Here is an 18,913-nt window from a genome sequence, read left to right as displayed (position 1 = left end):
CCTCCGACCCTTTCTCCCCAACCCCCCATCACCACAGGAGAATCCGTGCTCAGACGGAAAAGACTGACCGGCCGCCACCCCATACCGAGAGCGCTCACGGCGGTCGCGCTCGTGGCGACCACCGTGACCGGGATCGAGTTCGCCACGCAGGGCTCGGCGAGCGCGGCGGCCGCGGCGATCCCGACCGGCTACACCACCGTGGCCAACAAGGGCAGCGGCAAGTGCGTCGACGCCCGTTCGGCCGCGAGTGCCGACGGCACCGCCGTCCAGCAGTACACGTGCAACGGAAGCACCGCGCAGAACTGGCAGTTGGTCGCCACCGACAGCGGCTACTACCGCGTGAACAGCAACCTGAATGCCGCCGAGGCCTGGGACGTCACCAACGTCTCGACCGCCGACTCCGCGCTCATCCAGACGTGGACATACTCCGGCGGCGCCAACCAGCAGTGGCTGCCGGTCGCCGAGGCCGACGGCGCCTACCACTTCGTCAACCGCAACAGCGGCAAGTGCCTCGACGTGCCGAGCGCATCCACCGCGGACAGCGTGCAGTTGGCGCAGTACACCTGCAACGGCACCGCAGCGCAGTCCTTCACGCTCGGCAGCGTCTCGACGAACCCCCCGGGCACCCCGGACTTCGGCCCCAACGTGACGGTCTTCGACCCGTCGATGTCGGCGTCCAGCATCCAGTCAAAGCTGGACTCGGTCTTCACCCAGCAGCAGACCAACCAGTTCGGCTCGGCCCGCCAGGCCCTGCTGTTCAAGCCGGGCACGTACAGCGCGAACGCCAACGTCGGCTTCTACACACAGGTCGCCGGTCTCGGCTTCTCGCCGGACGACGTGACGATCAACGGCGCGGTGCACGCGGAGGCCGACTGGTTCCAGGGCAACGCGACCCAGAACTTCTGGCGCGACGCCGAGAACCTGTCGGTCAACCCCACTGGTGGCACCGACCGTTGGGCCGTCTCGCAGGCCGCCCCGTACCGGCGCATGCACGTGCGCGGCAACTTGGCCCTGGACGACGGCGGTTGGTCGAGCGGCGGCTTCATCTCCGACACCAAGGTCGACGGCCAGATCCAGTCGGGCTCGCAACAGCAGTTCCTCACCCGGAACTCCACGATGGGCAGTTGGTCCGGCTCCAACTGGAACATGGTCTTCGTCGGCGACCAGGGCGCACCCGCCCAGTCCTTCCCGACGTACACCAACGTCGCCAGCTCGCCGACGATCCGTGAGAAGCCCTTCCTGTACGTCGACAGCGCGGGCAACTACCAGGTGTTCGTACCGGGGTTGCAGTCCAATGCCGTCGGTACGACGTGGAGCGGGAAGACCCCGGCGGGCAAGTCCCTGCCGATCGACCAGTTCTACATCGTCAAGCCCGGCGCGACCGCGGCCGACATGAACACCGCCCTCGCGGCCGGCAAGAACCTGCTGGTCACCCCTGGCGTCTACCACCTCAACCAGACGCTCAACATCACGCGCCCCGACACGGTCGTGCTGGGCATGGGCCTGGCCACCCTCATGCCGGACGGCGGGATCACCGCGATCTCGACCGCCGACGTGGACGGCATCGAGTTGGCGGGTCTGCTGGTCGACGCGGGCACCACCAACTCCGCGACGCTGGTGCAGATCGGCCCGTCCGGCTCGACCGCCACCCACGCCTCCGACCCGACGCAGTTGTCCGATGTCTTCGTCCGCATCGGCGGCGCCACCGTCGGCAAGGCCACCAACTCCCTTGTCATCAACAGCGCCAACACGATCATCGACCACACCTGGATCTGGCGGGCCGACCACGGCAACAGCGGCACGGTCGGCTGGACCACCAACACCGCGGACACCGGACTGATCGTCAACGGCGCCAACGTGACGGCGTACGGCCTCTTCGTCGAGCACTTCCAGAAGACCCAGGTCGTCTGGAACGGCAACGGCGGCAGAACGTACTTCTTCCAGAACGAGATGCCCTACGACCCGCCGAACCAGGCCTCCTGGATGAACGGCAGCGGCAAGGGCTACCCCGCCTACAAGGTCGCCGCGGGCGTAACCACCCATGAGGCATGGGGACTTGGCAGCTACTGCTACTTCAGCTCCAACTCCAGCGTGGTCGCCGACCACTCCTTCGAGGTGCCGAGCGTGTCCGGGGTCAAGTTCCACGACATGGTGACCGTCTCGCTGGGCGGGGTCGGCACGATCAGCCACATCATCAACAGCACCGGCGGACCGTCCAACTCCAGTACCAACGTCGCCTACTTGACCAACTACCCGTAGACCGCAGGGAAAGGATCGATCACCAGATGAACACCATCAGATCCGGTTCCACCCGCGCGGCCCTGCGGGTGCTGCTCCTCCTGGCGACGGTGCTGGGCTTCGCGGTGGCGCCGCCCGCCGCCCACGCGAGCACCGCGGCAACGCCCTTCAAGGTCCTCGGCCTGTACAGCGGTACGTACGACGCGGCGCACATCGACTTCGAGAAGGAGGCGAACGTCTGGTTCCCGCAGCAGGCCGCGGCGAACGGCTTCACCTACACGTCCAGCACCAACTGGGACCTGCTCGCCAACGGCGGGGTCAACGCGTACCAAGTCGTGCTGTTCCTCGACGACTTGCCGCAGACGGCCGCCCAACGCACCGGTTTCGAGGCGTACATGAGGGGTGGCGGCGGCTTCATGGGCTTCCATGTCTCCGCCTTCACGACGGACGCGGCGAGCTGGTCCTGGTACCACAACACGTTCCTCGGCTCGGGGAACTTCGTGTCCAACACCTGGGGTCCGACAGCGGTGACCCTGAAGGTGGAGGACCATTCGATCCCGCCCACCGCAAGCCTGCCGGCCACGTTCACCTCGTCGGTCAGCGAGTGGTACAGCTGGTCCAACGATCTGCGGCAGAACCCGGACATCAAGATCCTCGCGTCGATCGACCCGAGCAGTTTCCCGGTCGGCACCGATCCCAACCAGTCCTGGTACAGCGGCTATTACCCGATCATCTGGACCAACACGAAGTACAAGATGCTGTACGCGAACTTCGGCCACAACGCGATGAACTACACGACCAACACACGCCTGTCGTCGACGTTCGCGAGCGCCACCCAGAATCAGTTCCTGCTGAACGGCCTCAAGTGGCTGGGCGGGGGCGACACTTCGACGCCGCCGACGGACACCCCGATCTCCGAGACGTCCTGGTACTCCGTGCAGAACGGCGGCAACGGCACCTGCGTCGACGCCCGTTCGGCGGCCACGGCCAACGGGACGGCGATCCAGCAGTACGCCTGCAACGGGACGGCGGCGCAGCAGTACCAGTTCCGCTCCACCGACAGCGGGTACATGGAGATCACCGCGCGGGGCAATCCGGCACAGGTCATCGATGTGACCGACCGCTCGACGGCGGACAACGCGCCGTTGCAACTGTGGGCCTACTCCGGCGGCACGAACCAGCAGTGGCAGCCCGTGAAGGAGACGAGCGGGCGCTACCACTTCGTCGCCCGGCACAGCGGCAAGTGCCTGACCGCCGCCACGGCGGCGACCAACAGTGTCCAGCTCACCCAGCGGACCTGCGACGGCTCCACCGCGCAGGCCTTCCAGCTCGCCGTGCAGTCCTGAGCCTGCACGGCGACCAGGGGCGCCTCTGTCACATCGCGTGTCGATGCGGCGGGGGCGCCCCTTTGTTTCCCCCGCTCCCGTCGGCATGTTTTCGCCGCTAACAGAAGACTGTTGTCAGCGATACGGATCCCTGTTATCGTCGATTACATGAACACGAGATCGCTGATAATCGAGGCGGCGGCGGAGCTGATCGCCCAGTCGCCGAGCGGCGACGTCTCGACGCGCGCGGTGTGCGAGGCGGCGGGTGTCCAACAGCCCGTGCTGTACCGGCTGTTCGGCGACAAGGACGGGCTGCTGGCGGCGACGGTCGACCATGTGTGGGACCAGTACCTGGAGACGAAGCGGGCGGCCGCGAAGTCCGAGGACCCGCTGCGGGACCTCCGGGCCGGCTGGGACAGCCACACCGCGTTCGCGCTGGCGCACCCCAACGCCTACAAGCTGATGTTCGCCCCGGCGCTCCGTTCCGTGCCCGCGGCGGCGGAGGAGGCGATGCGCATCCTCCGCGGGGACCTTGAGCGGCTCGCCGCGCAGGGCCGTCTGCGTGTCGCACCGGAGATCGCGGCCCGCATGGTCATGTCGGCCAACACCGGGGTGTCCCTGGCGCTGATCACCCGTCCCACGCTGTATCCGGACTCCGGCCTGTCGGGGCTGGTCCGCGACGCGATCCACCAGGCGATCCTGCTCGACCCCGCGGCGGACACCGCGGCCGCGGACACCCGCGCCGCGGCCGCGACCACCCTGCTCTCGTCCCTCGACGACCTCACCCCCGAACCGTTCAGCCCCGCGGAGTCGGCCCTGCTCGGGCAGTGGCTCACGCAGATCCCCGTCTCCCCGCAGCACCCCACCTCACGGAAGGGCCCTCACCATGACTGACACCCACACCCCCACCCGCGTCGCCCTGATCACCGGCGGCTCCGGCGGCATCGGCCGCGCGGTCGCCGAGCGCCTCGCCCAGGACGGCATCGCGGTCGGCGTGCACTACGCCGGCAACAAGTCCCGCGCCGACGAGACGGTCGCCGCGATCACAGCGGCCGGCGGCCGGGCGATCCCGGTCGGCGGCGACGTGGCCGACGAGCAGGAGATGGCCGCCGCCTTCGACGCGGTCGAGGCGGAGTTCGGCGGCATCGACGTGGTCGTCAACACCGCCGGGATCATGGTCCTTTCGCCCATCGCGACCATGAATCTCGACGACCTCGACCGCATGCACCGCACCAACATCCGCGGCACGTTCGTCGTCTCCCAGCAGGCGGCCCGCCGGGTGCGCAGCGGCGGCGCGATCATCAACTTCTCCACCACCGTCACCCGCACGAAGTTCCCGACGTACGGCGGCTACGTGGCGAGCAAGGCCGCGGTCGAGGCGATGACCCTCGTCCTGGCGCGCGAGCTGCGCGGCAAGGACATCACCGTCAACACGGTCGCCCCCGGCCCCACCGCGACCTCCCTCTTCCTCGACGGCAAGGACGAGGCGACGGTCCAGAACCTCGCCAAGGCCGCCCCGCTGGAGCGCCTCGGCGCCCCGGACGACATCGCGGAGTCGGTGGCGTTCCTGGCCGGTCCGGCCCGCTGGATCAACGGCCAGGTGCTGTTCGCCAACGGCGGGCTGGCCTGAGCCGCCTCCACCTCCAAGGAGTGAACCCCATGAACAACATCGTCGTGATCACCGGCGCCTCCAGCGGCTTCGGCGCCCTCACCGCCCGCACGCTCGCACGCCGGGGCGACACCGTCTACGCCGGCATGCGCCAGACCGGGAGCCGTAACGCGCCGCAGGTCCAGGCCGCCGCCGCCTACGCCAAGGAGCACGGCGTCGACCTGCGCTCCATAGAACTCGACGTGAACGCGCAGGCTTCCGTCGACGCGGCGATCGACCAGGTCGTCTCCGCACACGGCCGCATCGACGTCCTGATCCACAACGCCGGCCACATGGTCACCGGACCGGCAGAGGCCTTCACGCCGGAACAGCTCGCCGAGCTGTACGACGTCAACGTCCTCTCCACCCAGCGGGTCAACCGCGCCGCGCTGCCCCATCTGCGCGAGGCCGGCCGGGGTCTGGTGATCTGGGTGTCGAGTTCGAGCGTCAAGGGCGGCACCCCGCCGTATCTCGCGCCGTACTTCGCCGCCAAGGCCGCGATGGACTCCCTCGCCGTCAGTTACGCGGCGGAGCTGGCCCGTTGGGGTGTGGAGACGTCCATCGTGGTGCCCGGTTCGTTCACCAGCGGCACGAACCACTTCGCCCACTCCGGGCACCCGGCGGACGGCGCGGTCGAGGCGGAGTACGAGACGCGGTACACCGGCCTGATGAGCCAAGTCGCCGAGAAACTCGCCGCGTTGGAGCCCGAGGGCGCGGACGCCTCATTGGTCTCGGACGAGATCGCCCGCATCGTCGCGCTCCCTTCCGGGCAGCGTCCCTACCGGGTGCACATCGACCCGGCCGAGGACGGCTCCGAGGTGGTCTCCGCCGTGGCCGACCGCATCCGCCGCGAGTTCCTGACCCGCGTCGACCTCGCGGACCTGCTCTCCGTGCACCCCACGGCGGCCTGACCCGCCCGCCCGGCTACGAGGTCACCGCCTCCACCGCCTCCCGCCGGTACGCCGCCCCGCCCCCGAACAACTCCTCGGACACGGCCCGTACGGCGTTGACGACCAGCGGGGCGACCAGTTCCAGCGGGGCGCGGCCGTCGCCGACCACCGAGATCGCGCCGACCGGACCCTCGGGACCGCGCAGGGCGAGGCCCACGCACCCCAGATCGGGAAAGCACTCACCGCGGTCGATCGCCAGCCCGTTGCGACGGCGTACGGTGCCCAACTCCCGGTGCAGGAGGTCGAGTCGGCCGATGCTGTGCGAGGTGCGGCACTCCATCGCCTTCTGGTACCGGGCGTCGATCTCCTCCGGGCTCAGCCAGGCCAGCATCGCCTTGCCGAGGCCGGTGCAGTGGGCGACCGCCCGCCCGCCGACCCGGGAGGGGATGTCGACCGCGGCCCGGCCGCCCACCTTGTCGAGGTAGTAGATCTCCGGGCCGTCGAGCACGGCGAGATGGACGACCATCTTCGTCCGGACGGCCAGGTCGAGGAGTTGGGGCGCGGCCGCCGCACGCAGCGTGCTGTGCCCGATCTCCCGCCCGCCCAGACCGAGCGCGCGCGGCCCGAGCGCGTACCCGGCGACCGTGTGGTGCAGCCAGTCCAGACGCACCAGTTGGTCGAGGATCCGGTGGGTCGTGGAGCGTGGGAGGTGGGTCCGGCGGGACACCACTTCGAGGGTGAGGTGTGTCTGGGGCCGCTCGAAGAGGTCCATGATCAGCGTCACGCGCTCCATCATCGACGGCGGCAGCGCATGCCGGTCGGCCTCGTATCGCGGGTCCAGGCGAAGGGCAGACGTCATCGTCAATGCCTCTCTGCTCAAACTGAAATCAATTCTAGTTCGGCGCCTGCGTCAACGTATCAACGGCGTCGGAGCCCGGCCAAGAGGCGTGCACGAGTTTATTGGTACGCCCGGTCTAAACAATGCGCGAAAGTGCCGCCCCCGGTGCACGGACCGGGGGCGGCACTGCGTGGGCGTACGGTCAGCAGCCGCGCGTCAGGTCGAGCGCGATGTCCACGATCATGTCCTCCTGCCCGCCGACCAGCCCCCGCCTGCCGACCTCCTGCAGGATCGTGCGGGCGTCGAGGCCGTACTGTCCTGCCGCCGTCTCGGCGTGCCGCAGGAAGCTGGAGTAGGCGCCCGCGTAGCCGAGGGTCAGGGTCTCCCGGTCGACGCGCACCGGGCGGTCCTGGAGCGGGCGGACCAGGTCGTCGGCTGCGTCCTGGAGGGCGAACAGGTCACAACCGTGTTCCCAGCCAAGGAGGTTGGCGACGGCGACGAACGGCTCGATCGGGCAGTTTCCGGCCCCCGCGCCCTGTCCGGCCAGGGACGCGTCCACCCGGGTCACGCCTTCCTCCACCGCAGTCACCGAGTTGGCGACCGAGAGGGAGAGGTTCTCGTGCGCGTGGATGCCGATCTGGGTGTCCGGGTCGAGCACGTCGCGGTAGGCGCGGATGCGGTCGCGCACGCCGTCCATGGTCAGCCGGCCGCCGGAGTCGGTGACGTACACGCAGTGCGCGCCGTAGGACTCCATCAGCCGTGCCTGGCGGGCGAGTTCGGCGGGGTCGGTCATGTGGGCCATCATCAGGAAGCCGGAGACGTCCATGCCGAGTTCGCGGGCGGTGGCGATGTGCTGGGCCGCCACGTCGGCCTCGGTGCAGTGGGTGGCGACGCGGACCGAGCGGACGCCGAGGGAGTACGCCTGCTTGAGTTCGGCGATGGTGCCGATGCCGGGCAGCAGCAGGGACGTCAGCGTCGCCCGGTGGATGGCTCCGGCCGCGGCCTCGATCCACTCCCAGTCGGTGTTGCTGCCGGGGCCGTAGTTGAGACTGCCTCCCGACAGGCCGTCGCCGTGGGCGACTTCGATGGCGTCCACGCCCGCCCGGTCCAGGGCCGCGCTGATGGCGGCCACGTTCGCGGGCGTGATCCGGTGCCGGATGGCGTGCATGCCGTCCCGGAGGGTGACGTCCTGGACGTAGAGCCTGGGGGTCACCGGGTCACCTCGCTGGAGAAACGCTGGGCGATGCGTTCGGCGACGCGCAGGGCGGCCGAGGTCATGATGTCGAGATTGCCGGCGTAGGCGGGCAAGTAGTGGGCGGCGCCCTCGACTTCGAGGAAGACGGACACCTTGGTGGTGACCTCGGAGGCGTCCCCGCTGAAGAGCGTGTGGACCGGATCGCCGGCCGGTATCGGGGTGAACTGCACCTGCTGCTTGAGCCGGTAGCCGGGCACGTACTCGGCGACGGCGTCCACCATGCCCTCGACCGAGGCCCGCACCTGCTCCTGATCCGCGTCGCCGATCAGGCAGTACACGGTGTCCCGCATGATCAGCGGCGGTTCGGCCGGGTTGAGCACGATGATCGCCTTGCCCCGCCGGGCACCGCCCACCTTCTCGATCGCGGAGGACGTGGTCTCGGTGAACTCGTCGATGTTGGCCCGGGTTCCGGGACCTGCCGACTTCGAGGCGATCGACGCGACGATCTCGGCGTAGGGCACGGGTGTGATCCGGCTGACGGCGTGCACGATCGGGATGGTGGCCTGGCCGCCGCAGGTGACCAGGTTGAGGTTGTCGACATCGTTGGCGAGGTGCTCGTCGAGGTTCACCGGCGGTACGACGTACGGGCCGATGGCTGCGGGAGTGAGATCGACGAGCCGTTTGCCGTACGGGGCAAGGCGCTTGGCGTTCTCGACATGTGCCTTCGCGGACGTGGCGTCGAAGACGATCTCGATGTCGTCGAAGCCGTCCATCCGGATCAGCCCGTCCACGCCCTCGTGCGTGGTGGGCACCTTCAGGCGCGCGGCGCGGGCGAGGCCGTCCGAGTCCGGGTCGATGCCCACCATCGCGGCCATCTCCAGGGTGTCGGACAGCCGTAGCACCTTGATCATCAGGTCGGTTCCGATGTTGCCGGAGCCGATGACGGCCACCTTGGTCTTCGTCATCCTCGGTCCTTGGGTGAGAAGGTCGCGGACACCGTGCCGAGGCCCGTCAGTTCGGCCCGTACGGTGGTTCCTGGCGGGGTGGGGACGAGCGGACCGAGCGCGCCGGAGAGCACGACCTGACCCGCCCGCAGCGGATCGCCGAACTCCCGTGCGGTGCGCGCCAGCCACAGCAGCGCGGCGAGCGGGTCACCGAGGCAGGCGGTGCCGTCGCCGGCCGACGCGAGCTTGCCGTCGGCGTACAGCCGCATGGTCACGTCCCGAGGTTCGAACGCCTTCAACTCGACCTGTTCGGCGCCCAGTACGAACAGACCGCTGGACGCGTTGTCGGCGACGGTGTCGGTGATCGCGATGTCCCATTCGGCGACCCGGCTGTCCACGATCTCCAACGCGGCGACGGCGTACGCGACGGCGGAGCGGACCCGCTCGACGTCTAGACCGTCGTCGTCGAGGTCGGCGGCGAGGACGAAGGCGATCTCCGCCTCGACCCGGGGCTGCAGCAGCCGCCCGCTCGGCACGGCCGGCAGTGCGCTGACGTCCATGTCGGCGAGGAGCACCCCGAAGTCGGGCCGGTCGACGCCCACTTGGCGCTGTACCGCCTCGGAGGTCAGCCCGATCTTGCGGCCGACGACGCGTGCTCCGGCCGCGATCCGGTCGGCCACGACGCGCTGTTGGACGGCGTAGGCGAGGCTGATGTCGCTCGCGCCGAGCAAGTCCCTTACGGGCGGGCAGGGTTGGCGGTCACGGGCGGCGCGGGTGAGTCGTACGACCGCCTCGGCCACCGCCGCCTCACGGTCCGCCACGGCCCTCGGTTCCCAGATGTCAGTCATTCGCATCCTCACCTCGTGATGGTCTCCAGCCTGGGCATCCGTGCCCGATCGCGGTCCCGTGCGTTCCGCTCACCGGGACTCGCCCCGGACGTGGACAACGGGTCTCGCTCAGCGAGATGACCGGCCGGAGCCGTCGAGGTGGCTCGATACCGTCGCCGGCACATTGCTGGAGGTTGTGGCGTTGAGCCGCGCTCGGCCGTCGAGTTCGTCAGCACACCTGAGGAGGTCAGGATGACCAGCAGCGAGGACGTCTACGACGTGATCGTCGTCGGGTCGGGCGGGGGTCTGGTCGGTGCCTACGCCGCCGCGTCGCGCGGCCTGCGCACGCTCGTCGTCGAGAAGACCGACCGGGTCGGCGGCACGACCGCCTACTCCGGTGCCGGTCTGTGGTACCCCGGCTCGGCTCCCCTACGGCGGGCGGGTCTGGACGAGAGCGTCGAGGACGCCAGGACGTATCTGCGCACCGCCGTCGACGACGCGTCCCGGGAGCCTCTTCAGGACGCCTATCTGCGGGCCGGCGCGCAGGTGATCGACGAGTTGGAGCAGAACCCGTGGTTCCGGTCGTTCGAGTACGGCCCGGTGCCGGACTACTATCCGGCGCTCGCCGGCGCCTCCCCGGCGGGCCACACGATCTTCCCGCCGCAGGTCACCGTCGCCGAACTCGGCGAGCACGCCCCGCTGGTGCGCACCTGCCTGCCCGCCGAGCGATGGGGACGTGACGAAGGCCCGGTCCTCAGCGGCGGCCGGGCGCTGATCGGCCGGACGCTCGCGGCGTTCCTGGAGACGGGCCACGGTTCGCTCCGGCTCAACACCGCGTTCGACAGCCTTGTCGTCGAGGACGGCAGGGTCGTCGGTGTGGAGGCGGTGAGCGACGGCGAGCGGGTCACGTTCCGTGCCACGGGCGGGGTGATCCTCGCGGCCGGCGGTTTCGAGCGCGATCAGGAGCTGCGTGAGAAGTACCAGCCGGTCCCGGAGCGCGCGAGCGAGTGGACGCACGGCGCACCGGGGAACACAGGCGACGCGCTCCGGGCCGGGATCGCGGTCGGCGCCGCGACCGACCTCCTCGACGCCGCCTGGTACGTGCCGGGCCTCGTGTGGCCGGACGGCCTCCCGCTCTTCCACACGGGCACCCGGGGCGGGATCTGGGTCAACGCGGCGGGCGAGCGCTTCGTCAACGAGGCCCGGCCCTACGACCAGGCCGGCCGCGAGATCGTCCGCCTGCACACCACGACGGGAATCTCGCACATCCCCGCCCACTGGATCATCGACCAGCGGCAGCTGGACCGGGACGGCTTCGGCGGCCCGTACGACCAGCCGGTCCGGCCCGAGTGGTTCGAGTCCGGTGCGCTCAAGAGGGCTGATTCCCTCGATGAGTTGGCGAAGCTGATCGACGTACCGCTCGATGCCCTGCGCGCGACCGTCGAGGAGTTCAACGGCTACGCGCACACGGGGGTCGACGAGAGGTTCCACCGCGGCGAGACGCCCTGGGACCAGATCGCCCACCACGTGCTGGGCTTTCCCGCCCTCCCCGAACTCAACTACCCGGCACCGCCCACCCCGGACTGGCCCAACCCCCTGCTGCTGCCGCTCGACACCCCGCCGTACTACGTGGCGACCATCCTCCCTTCCGACATCGGCACCAAGGGCGGCCTGAGGATAGACGAGCACGCGCGCGTGCTGCGCCCGGACGGCACCCCGATCGAGGGGCTGTACGCGTCCGGAAACACGGCCGCCGCGATGTCGGGACGCGTGTACCCGGGCGCGGGAACGCCGATCGGTTCGAGCGTCGCGTTCTCGTATCTGGCGGTGCTGGACATCGCCAGCGCCACGGGCTGACGCTCAGAGCCAGCGACGGAACGGCTCCCGGAACAGCACCAGTTCAGGGCGCCTTCGGCCCACCGCCCGCTCCGCGAGAGTCGTCAGGGAGAAGCGTGAGGCCAGCAGCGGCCAGGCGATGACCACCATCGAGAGGGCCGCCATCACCGGATACTCGGTGATGAGCTGGTCCGCGCTCCAGTACGTCAGCAGGGTGAAGGCCGACATCAGGGACGCGGGCAGCGAGAACACCCCCAGCACGAGGACGACCCCGAGTGCCGTCTCCAGCAGCGGCATCGCGAAGCCGAAGAAATGCGGCCAGCCGGCGAGAGCGAAATCCGAGAAACTCTTGAAGTAACCCGGAACCCGGCTGTTCGACTTCGCACTGTTCGCCACCAGCAGGATGTCCGCCGCACCGAAATGCGCCCGGTATTTCAGCGTGCCCTCATGGAGCCATAGAACCCCGAGGGCGACCCTGATCGCGCCGACGAGAGCCGCCGCGATCAGGGTCGGCCGCGAAAAGAACTTTTTCATGACAGTTTCGCGGCGCCGAATACCGCCTTCGCCTTGTCGCAGTGGATGACCACCGTGCTGTACATGGCCGCGTCGGCTCCGTTGAGCGCGAACGTCTGGGACTTCTCGTCGAACTTGACGCCACCGAGCTGCTTGCCCGCCGACACGGCGGCCTCATCGGTGCCGTTCGTGAGGTAGACGTGCAGGTCCGGGCCCTCGTCGGAGGAGAAGCCGGACAGCGTGACGCCCGAACCGCCCACCTTCGCGGCGCCGGTCACCTTCTTGCCGTTGAGGCCCGCGAACATTCCCGTCCTGTCCGCCGACTGCATCGCCGCCTTCGATGCCGTCATGGAGGGCGCCGACTTCGCGGAGGAGGAGTCCTTGCTGTCGGACCCGCCGCACGCCGTGAGCGCGAAGGAAAGAGCAACGAGAGCAACGCCGGCAAACCCGATTTTCCGCATGCCAAATCTTCCTCTTCTTGGTTCCACTGGATTCGGCGGCAACAGGAACTGGCTGCCACCGACGGAACCAACCTACCTACGGAAAGCGGGAAGATAACCGCTCGGCAGGAGGACGTAAGGAATGCATCACATTTGATCGCGGACTCCGGCCCGCTACGGCGTGAGGAGCAGCCGGGCGGCCAGGCGCATGTTGGTCTCCGCCTCCTCGGTGGAGATCTCCTCGGTGAGCATGGCCACGAACAGGCCCCACCAGCCGTAGATGAGCAGCCGGGCCCTGCTGCGGTCGGTCTCCGAGGCCTCGTCGGCGCCCAGGAGGCGCAGGATGGCCTGGCCGAGGGCGCTGTCGACGATGTCGATGCGGGCCGGGACGGCGGTCGCGTACTCGGTGAACGACGAGAGCGCCACGGCCGAGGCGAGCAGCGGGCTGTCCAGCAGTTTCACGCTGAGGGTGATGAGCAGGTCCGCGACCTCGGCGGCGGCGTCCGTTCCTTCGGCTGCGGCGAGGTTCTCCCGCCCGTTCTCCTGGCCGCCGAGGTACTGCTCGATGTGCCACTCCAGGACCGCCATGAACAGGTACGGCTTCGACGGGAAGTAGCGGTACAGCGTGGCGATGGCGACGCCGGCCTCCTTGGCCACGTCGTGCATCTGCACGCTGGCGAGGCCCTCGCGGGCGCCGAGTTCGGAGGCGGCGCGGAGGATGCGGACCCGGCGGGCGATCTGGCCGCGCGAGACCGGGGCCGCCGGTTGCCGTCCCTCAGCGGGTCTCGCCACGTCGTCCCCCATGTCGTCCGGGTCCTCCCGCCGACGCTCAGGATGCCTCGGGGCGGGTCAGGAAGGCCAGCACGGTGCTTTCCCAGGCCTCCTTCTGCTCGATCATGGCCCAGTGTCCGCAGTCGGGCAGCACATGCAGTTCGGCCTTCGGGATCGTACGCATCGGGATCAGCGCGCTCTCCAGCGGTGTGACCCGGTCGTCGCGGCCCCAGGTCAGCAGGGTGGGCGCGGTGATCTTGTGCAGGGCGGCCCAGATGGGCTGGTCGGAGTGGGCCTGCGCGGCCTGCATGGCGGCCATGGCCTGGCGGCCGTAGATGCGGCGGGAGGCCTCCAGGGTCGCGGGCTCGGTGGCTGTCTGCCAGCGCTCCTCGATGAGTTCCTCGGTGAGGAGGGCCGGGTCGTGGACCATCGACCGCAGCCACTGGACCAGGTTCTCGCGGGTCGGGTTCTCGGCGAACTCGACCAGCAGGTTGAGGCCTTCGCTGGGGCCGGGCGAGAGGATGTTGCGGCCGACGCCGCCGATCGTGACGACCCGGCGGAACAAGTCCTTGTGGGCGACGGCGAGTCCGGCCGCGACGAAGCCGCCCATGGAGTTGCCGATGACGTCGACGCGGTCGAGGCCGAGGCCGTCGAGGAAGCGCAGGACGGCCTTGGGGGCCGCCATCATGGGGTTCTCGTCGGTGGAGTCGCTGACCCCGAACCCCGGGAATTCCAGGGCGAGGCAGCGGAAGTGCTTCGCGAACACCGGGAGATTTCCCCGGTAGTTGCGCCAGCCGGTGACGCCCGGACCCGAGCCGTGCAACAGGAGCAGGGGCGGCCCGTCGCCCGCCTCGTGGTAGCGCAACGTGCCCTCGTCGGTGCGCAGTTCGCGCAGGGTGTCCTCAGCGGTGAGTGTCATGGCGGTGCGTGGCCTCCGGTCGCGGGGTGACAGGCGACTGTCACCGTGCCACCGGGCCGCGCGGGGACGCCGTGCCGCTCCCGATCAGTGGGACGTTCCCGGGCCCGGGTCAGCCGGGCTGATTAGCGTCGAACCGCCAGGAGTTGACGACATTGATGGGAGAACCTGATGGGTGTGCGCTCACTCGGGTATGTACGGCTGGAGTCCAGCGACATCGCGAAATGGAAGGTGTTCGGGGCGGATTTCCTCGGCCTGATGCCTGTTGAGGGCGGCGACCCGGAGTCCCTGTACTTCCGGATGGACGACTATCCGGCCCGCATCGTGGTCTCCCCCGGCTCACAGAGCGGGATGACCGCCCTCGGCTTCGAGGTGATCGACGAGCGGGAACTGGCGAGGCTGGTCGCCGACGTCGAGAAGACCGGCATCAAGGTCACCCCCGGCACGGAGGAGGAGGCCGCGGAACGCCGGGTCACCGGCTTCGTCAAGTTCAACGACCCGGGCGGCAACCCGGTCGAGCTGTTCTACGGCGCGATCCTCGACCACGTCCCGGTGCACACGCCGCTGGTGTCCAAGTTCCTGACCGGCGACATGGGCTTCGGGCACGCGATCGTCTCCGCCGAGGACGCGCGCGGCACCTTCGACTTCTACGTCAATGTCCTTGGCTTCATCGAGCGCAACACGATGCGGTCGCCGGGCGGCACGACCTGGTTCATGGGCTGCAACCCCCGCCACCACACCCTGGGCGTCACTCCGGCGCCGGGCCCTGGGCGGCTGCTGCACTTCATGGTCGAGGGCGAGACCCTGGACGACGTGGGACGTGCCCTGGACCGGGCCACGAAGCTCGAGGTCCCGATGATGCACTCGCTCGGCAAGCACACGAACGACCACATGGTCTCGTTCTATGTGTGGTCGCCGGAGAACTACGCCGTCGAGTTCGGCTGGAACGGCCTGAAGGTGCCCGAGCCGGTGCCCGTCTACGAGATCACCGACGGCGCGTTCTGGGGCCACCACTTCACCCCGCCGCCGCAGCCCGCCGGCTGACCCGAGCACGCGCGAGAACAGCCCCACGGTCTACGGCCGTGGGGCTGTTCCGTGTCAGCGCTCGACGGTGATGGCCCGCTCCGGACAGGCCAACTCCCCGTCCCGGGCGGCCTGTTCGAGCTCCGGGGGCACCTCGCCGTCATAGGGCAGGGCGTAGCCGTCGTCGTCGAGCCGGAACACCTCCGGCGCCGCCGCCGCGCACCTCGCGTGCCCGGAGCACAGCGAGGAGTCGATCGTGATCTTCATGCACAACTCCGTTCTACGGCTTGTTGGTCGAGCCGGCGTCGACGGTGAACTGGAGACCGGTGACGTACCGCGCCTCGTCCGACGCGAGGAACAGCACGGCGTTCGACACGTCCCGCGGTTCGACGTAAGGGGCGAGGGGGTTCATCGCGGCCAGCGCGAACAGCGGTTCCCGCGCGGCGAGTTCCTCGATCGGTACGCCGACGGTGATGCCCGTGTCGCTGACGCCGGTGGGGTGCACGGTGTTCACCCGGATGCGGTGCGGGGCGAGTTCGTTCGAGAGCGCCTTCATCAGGCCCACGACACCGTGCTTGCTGGCCACGTAGTGGGCGTACGGCACATGGCCGCGGATGCCCGCTGCCGAGCTGGTGATGATGACGGAACCGCCCTGCCCGGCCTCGATCATCCAGGGGACCGCGGCGCGCACCGTGTTCCAGGGGCCCTTGAGGTTGACGTCCATGACGACGTCCCACGCCTCCTCGGACAGCTCCCAGGCGGCGCCGATACTCATCACGCCGGCGTTCGCGACGACCGTGTCGAGGCGCCCGAACTCATCCCTGGCCGCGTCCACGGCACCCCGCATCTCCCCCACCGACCGGACGTCGGCCTGGACCGCGACGCACCGCCGACCCGTCCCCCGCACCAACTCCGCGGTCTCTTCGAGCTGTTCCTTCGACGCCAGCGCGTAGGGCAGCTCGTCGCTGATGTCGTGGCACACGTCGGTGACGACGACATCGGCTCCCTCCTCCGCCAACCGCACGGCATGGGAACGCCCCTGACCACGGGCCGCCCCCGTGACGAGCGCCACCTTGCCTTCCACACGCCCCACGCCAACTCCCTTTCGTTCAGCCAACATTCAGGTCCTCGGCGGCCTCGCGCAGGGCACGCAGCCGGGTGTCGAGGAGTTCGCGCTCGGCCTCGTCGCCCGCACCGAGTTCGGCCAGCCGGCGGGCGGTGAGCGCGATCTCCTCCTGGAGGCGGCCGTACGCCTCGTCGCGGGTCAGCAGGTCGAGGTCGGTCCAGTCGGAGCGCTCGGACTCCGGGCGCCTGCTCATGCGGGGAGGTTGTAGAGGCGGCGGGTGTTCAGCTCCACGATCTTGTGCACCTCGTCGTCCGGCACGTCGGCGAGGACCTCGGCGGCGTAGGCGCGGCTCTTGGGCCAGTACGAGTCGGAGTGCGGGTAGTCGCACTCCCAGGTGATCTTGTCGACGCCGATGTGGTGGCGTACGTCCACGCCGAACCGGTCGTCGATGAAGCAACCGTGGATGTGCTTGTGGAACAGCTCCGAGGGCCGCACGGTCTGGTTGACGTTCTGGTAGAAGCGGTGCCGCTCCCAGGTGCCGTCCATCCGCTCCAACAGGTAGGGGATCCAGCCGATACCACCCTCCGACAGCCCCACCTTGAGGCCCGGGTGGTTGTGGAACACCGGAGAGAAGATCAGGTCGGCGGTGGCGTACATGGAGTTGCAGCCGAACAGGGAGATGGTCACCGCGAAGGGTGCCTCCGGGGCGGTCTTGGGGGCGGCGCCGGAGGTGCCGAAGTGCAGGCACAACGGCATGTCGGTCTCCACGGCCGCGGTGAACACCGGGTCCCAGTGGTCGGTGTGGAAGGACGGCAGACCCAGCGGTACCGGGTTCTCCGGGAACGAGATCGCCTTGGCGCCCTTGGCCGCCGTGCGCCGGATCTCGGCCGCGCAGGCGTCGACGTCCCACAGCGGCAGGATGACCAGCGGGATGAGCCGGCCGGGCGCGGTGGCACACCACTCGTCGAGCACGAAGTCGTTCCACGCCTGGACGCAGAGCAGGGCGAGCTCGCGGTCCTGGCCGTCCAGGAAGATCGTGCCGGCGAAGCGCGGGAACGACGGGAAGCACAGCGCGCCCCACACGCCGTCCAGGTCCATGTCGCGCAGCCGGGCCTTCGGGTCGTAGCAGCCCGGGATCATCTCGTCGTAGCGGGTCGGTTCGAGGCCGAACTCCTCGGGCGTCTTGCCCGCGACGGCGTTCAGGCCGATGTAGGGGTAGATGCGGTCCTCGTAGTTCCACACCTCGGCCGGGGCCTGGCCCTCACCACGCGGCTGTTCCACGATCCGCGGCCCGACGTCCCGGTACTTCGACGGCAGGCGGTCGGCCCACAGACGGGGCGGCTCGATCAGGTGGTCGTCGGTCGACAGCAACTTCATCCATGGCTGCAATGGCATCGATGTGCTCCCTCGATCTCATGGACTCTCTAGCACCCGCTGAATTGTGTGCACTGTTCGTGTCCCACTGAACGGAAACAGGCCACCGGCTACCCCAGTTGACCCCGATCATGGATCACGAGCAGCCCCCTCCAGCAGTATTCAGGCTACTCTTTTATCTCCGGCGGAAGGAGTCCCACGATGGGCCGAGTACAGGACAAGGTCGTCTTCATCACCGGCGCCGCGCGCGGGCAGGGCCGCGCCCACGCGCTCCGGCTGGCCGCGGAGGGCGCCGACATCATCGCCGTCGACCTGTGCGAGGACATCGCCACGAACGCCTATCCGCTGGCCACTCAGGACGACCTGGACGAGACCGTGCGCCAGGTCGAGAAGCTCGGCCGGCGCATCGTGGCACGCAAGGCCGACGTACGCGATCCGGCGGCGCTCAAGGCGGCCGTGGCCGACGGGGTGGCCGAGTTGGGGCGGCTCGACGCCGTCGTCGCCCAGGCCGGTATCGCCCCGCTCGGCCCCCAGCAGGGCATACAGGCCTTCATCGACGCGGTCACCGTCGACTTCAACGGTGTCGTGCACGCCGTCGAGGCCGCACTGCCCCATCTGCCCGACGGCGCCTCGATCGTGGCGACCGGCTCCATCGCGGCGCTGACCCCCGCGACCGTGGACAACCCGTCCAACGGCCCCGGTGGTCTCGGCTACTCCTTCGCCAAGCGCCAAGTCGCCGCGTTCGTCCACGACTTGGCGACGGTGCTGCTGTCCCGGCGGATCCGGGTCAACGCGCTGCACCCCACCAACGTCAACACGGACATGCTGAACAGCGACATCATGTACCGCTCGTTCCGGCCCGACCTCGACAACCCGACCCGTGAGGACGCGCTGCTGTCGTTCCCGGCGACGACCGGCATGGACATCCCCTACGTCGAGCCCGAGGACGTCTCCGACACCGTGCTCTTCCTCGTCTCCGACGAGTCCCGCTATGTCACCGGGATGCAGATGCGGGTCGACGCGGGCGGGTACGTGCGCAAGCGCCCTCAACTCCCCACGTTCTGAGGGC

General features: G+C 69.3%; 20 protein-coding genes. 8 read left to right on the top strand and 12 right to left on the bottom strand.

Annotation, left to right across the window (positions count from 1 at the left end; all coding sequences use genetic code 11):
• Positions 1-45 precede the first annotated feature (45 nt).
• The 5 genes from R2B38_RS40845 to R2B38_RS40825 all read left to right on the top strand — a co-directional run bounded on the left by R2B38_RS40845 (position 46) and on the right by R2B38_RS40825 (position 6,122).
• The gene (locus R2B38_RS40845) at positions 46-2,259 is read left to right on the top strand and encodes an RICIN domain-containing protein (RefSeq protein WP_411978537.1); all 2,214 of its coding nucleotides are present in this window, start codon (positions 46-48) and stop codon (positions 2,257-2,259) included.
• A 26-nt stretch (positions 2,260-2,285) separates the two neighbouring features.
• Positions 2,286-3,584 carry a ThuA domain-containing protein gene (locus tag R2B38_RS40840; protein WP_318020841.1) on the top strand — a complete coding sequence of 433 codons (1,299 nt, stop codon included), beginning with the start codon at positions 2,286-2,288 and terminating at the stop codon, positions 3,582-3,584.
• 147 nt (positions 3,585-3,731) lie between these two features.
• Entirely contained in the window at positions 3,732-4,457 is a 726-nt protein-coding gene (locus R2B38_RS40835) for a TetR/AcrR family transcriptional regulator (RefSeq protein WP_318020840.1), read from the top strand.
• Complete coding sequence (locus tag R2B38_RS40830; protein WP_033280462.1) at positions 4,450-5,193, top strand: SDR family oxidoreductase; 744 nt, start codon at positions 4,450-4,452, stop codon at positions 5,191-5,193. Before R2B38_RS40835 ends, R2B38_RS40830 begins: the two co-directional genes overlap by 8 nt.
• Before the next feature lie 29 nt (positions 5,194-5,222).
• The gene (locus R2B38_RS40825; protein WP_318020839.1) at positions 5,223-6,122 is read left to right on the top strand and encodes an SDR family oxidoreductase; all 900 of its coding nucleotides are present in this window, start codon (positions 5,223-5,225) and stop codon (positions 6,120-6,122) included.
• Between the two features lie 13 nt (positions 6,123-6,135).
• Here the strand turns inward: R2B38_RS40825 and R2B38_RS40820 are convergent, their stop codons facing one another.
• The 4 genes from R2B38_RS40820 to R2B38_RS40805 form a co-directional block, all read right to left on the bottom strand.
• Positions 6,136-6,897: an IclR family transcriptional regulator gene (locus tag R2B38_RS40820; RefSeq protein WP_318021916.1), complete on the bottom strand. Its 762-nt coding sequence runs from the start codon at positions 6,895-6,897 to the stop codon at positions 6,136-6,138.
• A gap of 244 nt (positions 6,898-7,141) precedes the next feature.
• A complete protein-coding gene (gene dmpG, locus R2B38_RS40815; protein ID WP_318020838.1) occupies positions 7,142-8,152 on the bottom strand; it encodes a 4-hydroxy-2-oxovalerate aldolase in 1,011 nt (336 codons plus the stop codon).
• Positions 8,149-9,099 carry an acetaldehyde dehydrogenase (acetylating) gene (locus R2B38_RS40810; RefSeq protein WP_318020837.1) on the bottom strand — a complete coding sequence of 317 codons (951 nt, stop codon included), beginning with the start codon at positions 9,097-9,099 and terminating at the stop codon, positions 8,149-8,151. Before R2B38_RS40810 ends, dmpG begins: the two co-directional genes overlap by 4 nt.
• On the bottom strand, positions 9,096-9,926 hold the full coding sequence (locus R2B38_RS40805; protein WP_318020836.1) for a 2-keto-4-pentenoate hydratase: 831 nt from the start codon (positions 9,924-9,926) through the stop codon (positions 9,096-9,098). The genes R2B38_RS40810 and R2B38_RS40805 overlap by 4 nt, the downstream gene beginning before the upstream one ends.
• A gap of 231 nt (positions 9,927-10,157) precedes the next feature.
• Between R2B38_RS40805 and R2B38_RS40800 the strand changes: the two genes are divergently transcribed.
• Positions 10,158-11,762, top strand: coding sequence for an FAD-dependent oxidoreductase (locus tag R2B38_RS40800; protein ID WP_318020835.1), 1,605 nt, complete (start codon positions 10,158-10,160; stop codon positions 11,760-11,762).
• Positions 11,763-11,765: 3 nt separating this feature from the next.
• On the opposite strand, the gene R2B38_RS40795 is transcribed toward R2B38_RS40800, so the two are convergent.
• The 4 genes from R2B38_RS40795 to R2B38_RS40780 form a co-directional block, all read right to left on the bottom strand.
• The gene (locus tag R2B38_RS40795; RefSeq protein WP_318020834.1) at positions 11,766-12,275 is read right to left on the bottom strand and encodes a DoxX family membrane protein; all 510 of its coding nucleotides are present in this window, start codon (positions 12,273-12,275) and stop codon (positions 11,766-11,768) included.
• The gene (locus R2B38_RS40790; RefSeq protein ID WP_318020833.1) at positions 12,272-12,604 is read right to left on the bottom strand and encodes a DM13 domain-containing protein; all 333 of its coding nucleotides are present in this window, start codon (positions 12,602-12,604) and stop codon (positions 12,272-12,274) included. The genes R2B38_RS40795 and R2B38_RS40790 overlap by 4 nt, the downstream gene beginning before the upstream one ends.
• Before the next feature lie 264 nt (positions 12,605-12,868).
• On the bottom strand, positions 12,869-13,498 hold the full coding sequence (locus R2B38_RS40785) for a TetR/AcrR family transcriptional regulator (RefSeq protein ID WP_318020832.1): 630 nt from the start codon (positions 13,496-13,498) through the stop codon (positions 12,869-12,871).
• A gap of 25 nt (positions 13,499-13,523) precedes the next feature.
• On the bottom strand, positions 13,524-14,384 hold the full coding sequence (locus tag R2B38_RS40780; protein WP_318020830.1) for an alpha/beta fold hydrolase: 861 nt from the start codon (positions 14,382-14,384) through the stop codon (positions 13,524-13,526).
• Between the two features lie 168 nt (positions 14,385-14,552).
• Between R2B38_RS40780 and R2B38_RS40775 the strand changes: the two genes are divergently transcribed.
• Positions 14,553-15,425 (top strand): VOC family protein, encoded by an 873-nt coding sequence (locus R2B38_RS40775; protein WP_033280454.1) that lies wholly within the window; start codon positions 14,553-14,555, stop codon positions 15,423-15,425.
• A gap of 54 nt (positions 15,426-15,479) precedes the next feature.
• On the opposite strand, the gene R2B38_RS40770 is transcribed toward R2B38_RS40775, so the two are convergent.
• From R2B38_RS40770 to R2B38_RS40755, 4 genes are read right to left on the bottom strand one after another with little or no spacing between them, the layout of a single operon-like run.
• Positions 15,480-15,671: a ferredoxin gene (locus R2B38_RS40770; protein ID WP_033280453.1), complete on the bottom strand. Its 192-nt coding sequence runs from the start codon at positions 15,669-15,671 to the stop codon at positions 15,480-15,482.
• A 13-nt stretch (positions 15,672-15,684) separates the two neighbouring features.
• Positions 15,685-16,497 (bottom strand): mycofactocin-coupled SDR family oxidoreductase, encoded by an 813-nt coding sequence (locus R2B38_RS40765; protein WP_318020829.1) that lies wholly within the window; start codon positions 16,495-16,497, stop codon positions 15,685-15,687.
• 16 nt (positions 16,498-16,513) lie between these two features.
• A complete protein-coding gene (locus R2B38_RS40760) occupies positions 16,514-16,723 on the bottom strand; it encodes a hypothetical protein (protein ID WP_318020828.1) in 210 nt (69 codons plus the stop codon).
• Positions 16,720-17,865 (bottom strand): amidohydrolase family protein, encoded by a 1,146-nt coding sequence (locus R2B38_RS40755; RefSeq protein WP_318020827.1) that lies wholly within the window; start codon positions 17,863-17,865, stop codon positions 16,720-16,722. The genes R2B38_RS40760 and R2B38_RS40755 overlap by 4 nt, the downstream gene beginning before the upstream one ends.
• Before the next feature lie 180 nt (positions 17,866-18,045).
• Here R2B38_RS40755 and R2B38_RS40750 point away from each other — a divergent pair, with 180 nt between their 5' ends.
• Entirely contained in the window at positions 18,046-18,909 is an 864-nt protein-coding gene (locus tag R2B38_RS40750; RefSeq protein WP_033280449.1) for a mycofactocin-coupled SDR family oxidoreductase, read from the top strand.
• The last annotated feature ends 4 nt before the right edge of the window (positions 18,910-18,913 follow it).

The organism is Streptomyces sp. N50, from assembly GCF_033335955.1.
Lineage (GTDB): Bacteria > Actinomycetota > Actinomycetes > Streptomycetales > Streptomycetaceae > Streptomyces.
Note: the sequence above shows the minus strand (reverse complement) of the source record. Positions and strands in the feature narration are given on the sequence as shown.

What these genes read in the sequence shown, in the direction of transcription:
- R2B38_RS40810 (WP_318020837.1), bottom strand. Translation starts at nt 9,099, where the DNA reads ATGACGAAGACCAAGGTGGCCGTCATCGGCTCCGGCAACATCGGAACC.
- R2B38_RS40775 (WP_033280454.1), top strand. Translation starts at nt 14,553, where the DNA reads ATGGGTGTGCGCTCACTCGGGTATGTACGGCTGGAGTCCAGCGACATC.
- R2B38_RS40835 (WP_318020840.1), top strand. Translation starts at nt 3,732, where the DNA reads ATGAACACGAGATCGCTGATAATCGAGGCGGCGGCGGAGCTGATCGCC.
- R2B38_RS40800 (WP_318020835.1), top strand. Translation starts at nt 10,158, where the DNA reads ATGACCAGCAGCGAGGACGTCTACGACGTGATCGTCGTCGGGTCGGGC.
- R2B38_RS40760 (WP_318020828.1), bottom strand. Translation starts at nt 16,723, where the DNA reads ATGAGCAGGCGCCCGGAGTCCGAGCGCTCCGACTGGACCGACCTCGAC.
- R2B38_RS40790 (WP_318020833.1), bottom strand. Translation starts at nt 12,604, where the DNA reads ATGACGGCATCGAAGGCGGCGATGCAGTCGGCGGACAGGACGGGAATG.
- R2B38_RS40750 (WP_033280449.1), top strand. Translation starts at nt 18,046, where the DNA reads ATGGGCCGAGTACAGGACAAGGTCGTCTTCATCACCGGCGCCGCGCGC.
- R2B38_RS40825 (WP_318020839.1), top strand. Translation starts at nt 5,223, where the DNA reads ATGAACAACATCGTCGTGATCACCGGCGCCTCCAGCGGCTTCGGCGCC.
- R2B38_RS40840 (WP_318020841.1), top strand. Translation starts at nt 2,286, where the DNA reads ATGAACACCATCAGATCCGGTTCCACCCGCGCGGCCCTGCGGGTGCTG.
- R2B38_RS40820 (WP_318021916.1), bottom strand. Translation starts at nt 6,897, where the DNA reads ATGATGGAGCGCGTGACGCTGATCATGGACCTCTTCGAGCGGCCCCAG.
- R2B38_RS40780 (WP_318020830.1), bottom strand. Translation starts at nt 14,384, where the DNA reads ATGACACTCACCGCTGAGGACACCCTGCGCGAACTGCGCACCGACGAG.
- R2B38_RS40770 (WP_033280453.1), bottom strand. Translation starts at nt 15,671, where the DNA reads ATGAAGATCACGATCGACTCCTCGCTGTGCTCCGGGCACGCGAGGTGC.
- R2B38_RS40755 (WP_318020827.1), bottom strand. Translation starts at nt 17,865, where the DNA reads ATGCCATTGCAGCCATGGATGAAGTTGCTGTCGACCGACGACCACCTG.
- R2B38_RS40795 (WP_318020834.1), bottom strand. Translation starts at nt 12,275, where the DNA reads ATGAAAAAGTTCTTTTCGCGGCCGACCCTGATCGCGGCGGCTCTCGTC.
- R2B38_RS40805 (WP_318020836.1), bottom strand. Translation starts at nt 9,926, where the DNA reads ATGACTGACATCTGGGAACCGAGGGCCGTGGCGGACCGTGAGGCGGCG.
- R2B38_RS40830 (WP_033280462.1), top strand. Translation starts at nt 4,450, where the DNA reads ATGACTGACACCCACACCCCCACCCGCGTCGCCCTGATCACCGGCGGC.
- R2B38_RS40785 (WP_318020832.1), bottom strand. Translation starts at nt 13,498, where the DNA reads ATGGGGGACGACGTGGCGAGACCCGCTGAGGGACGGCAACCGGCGGCC.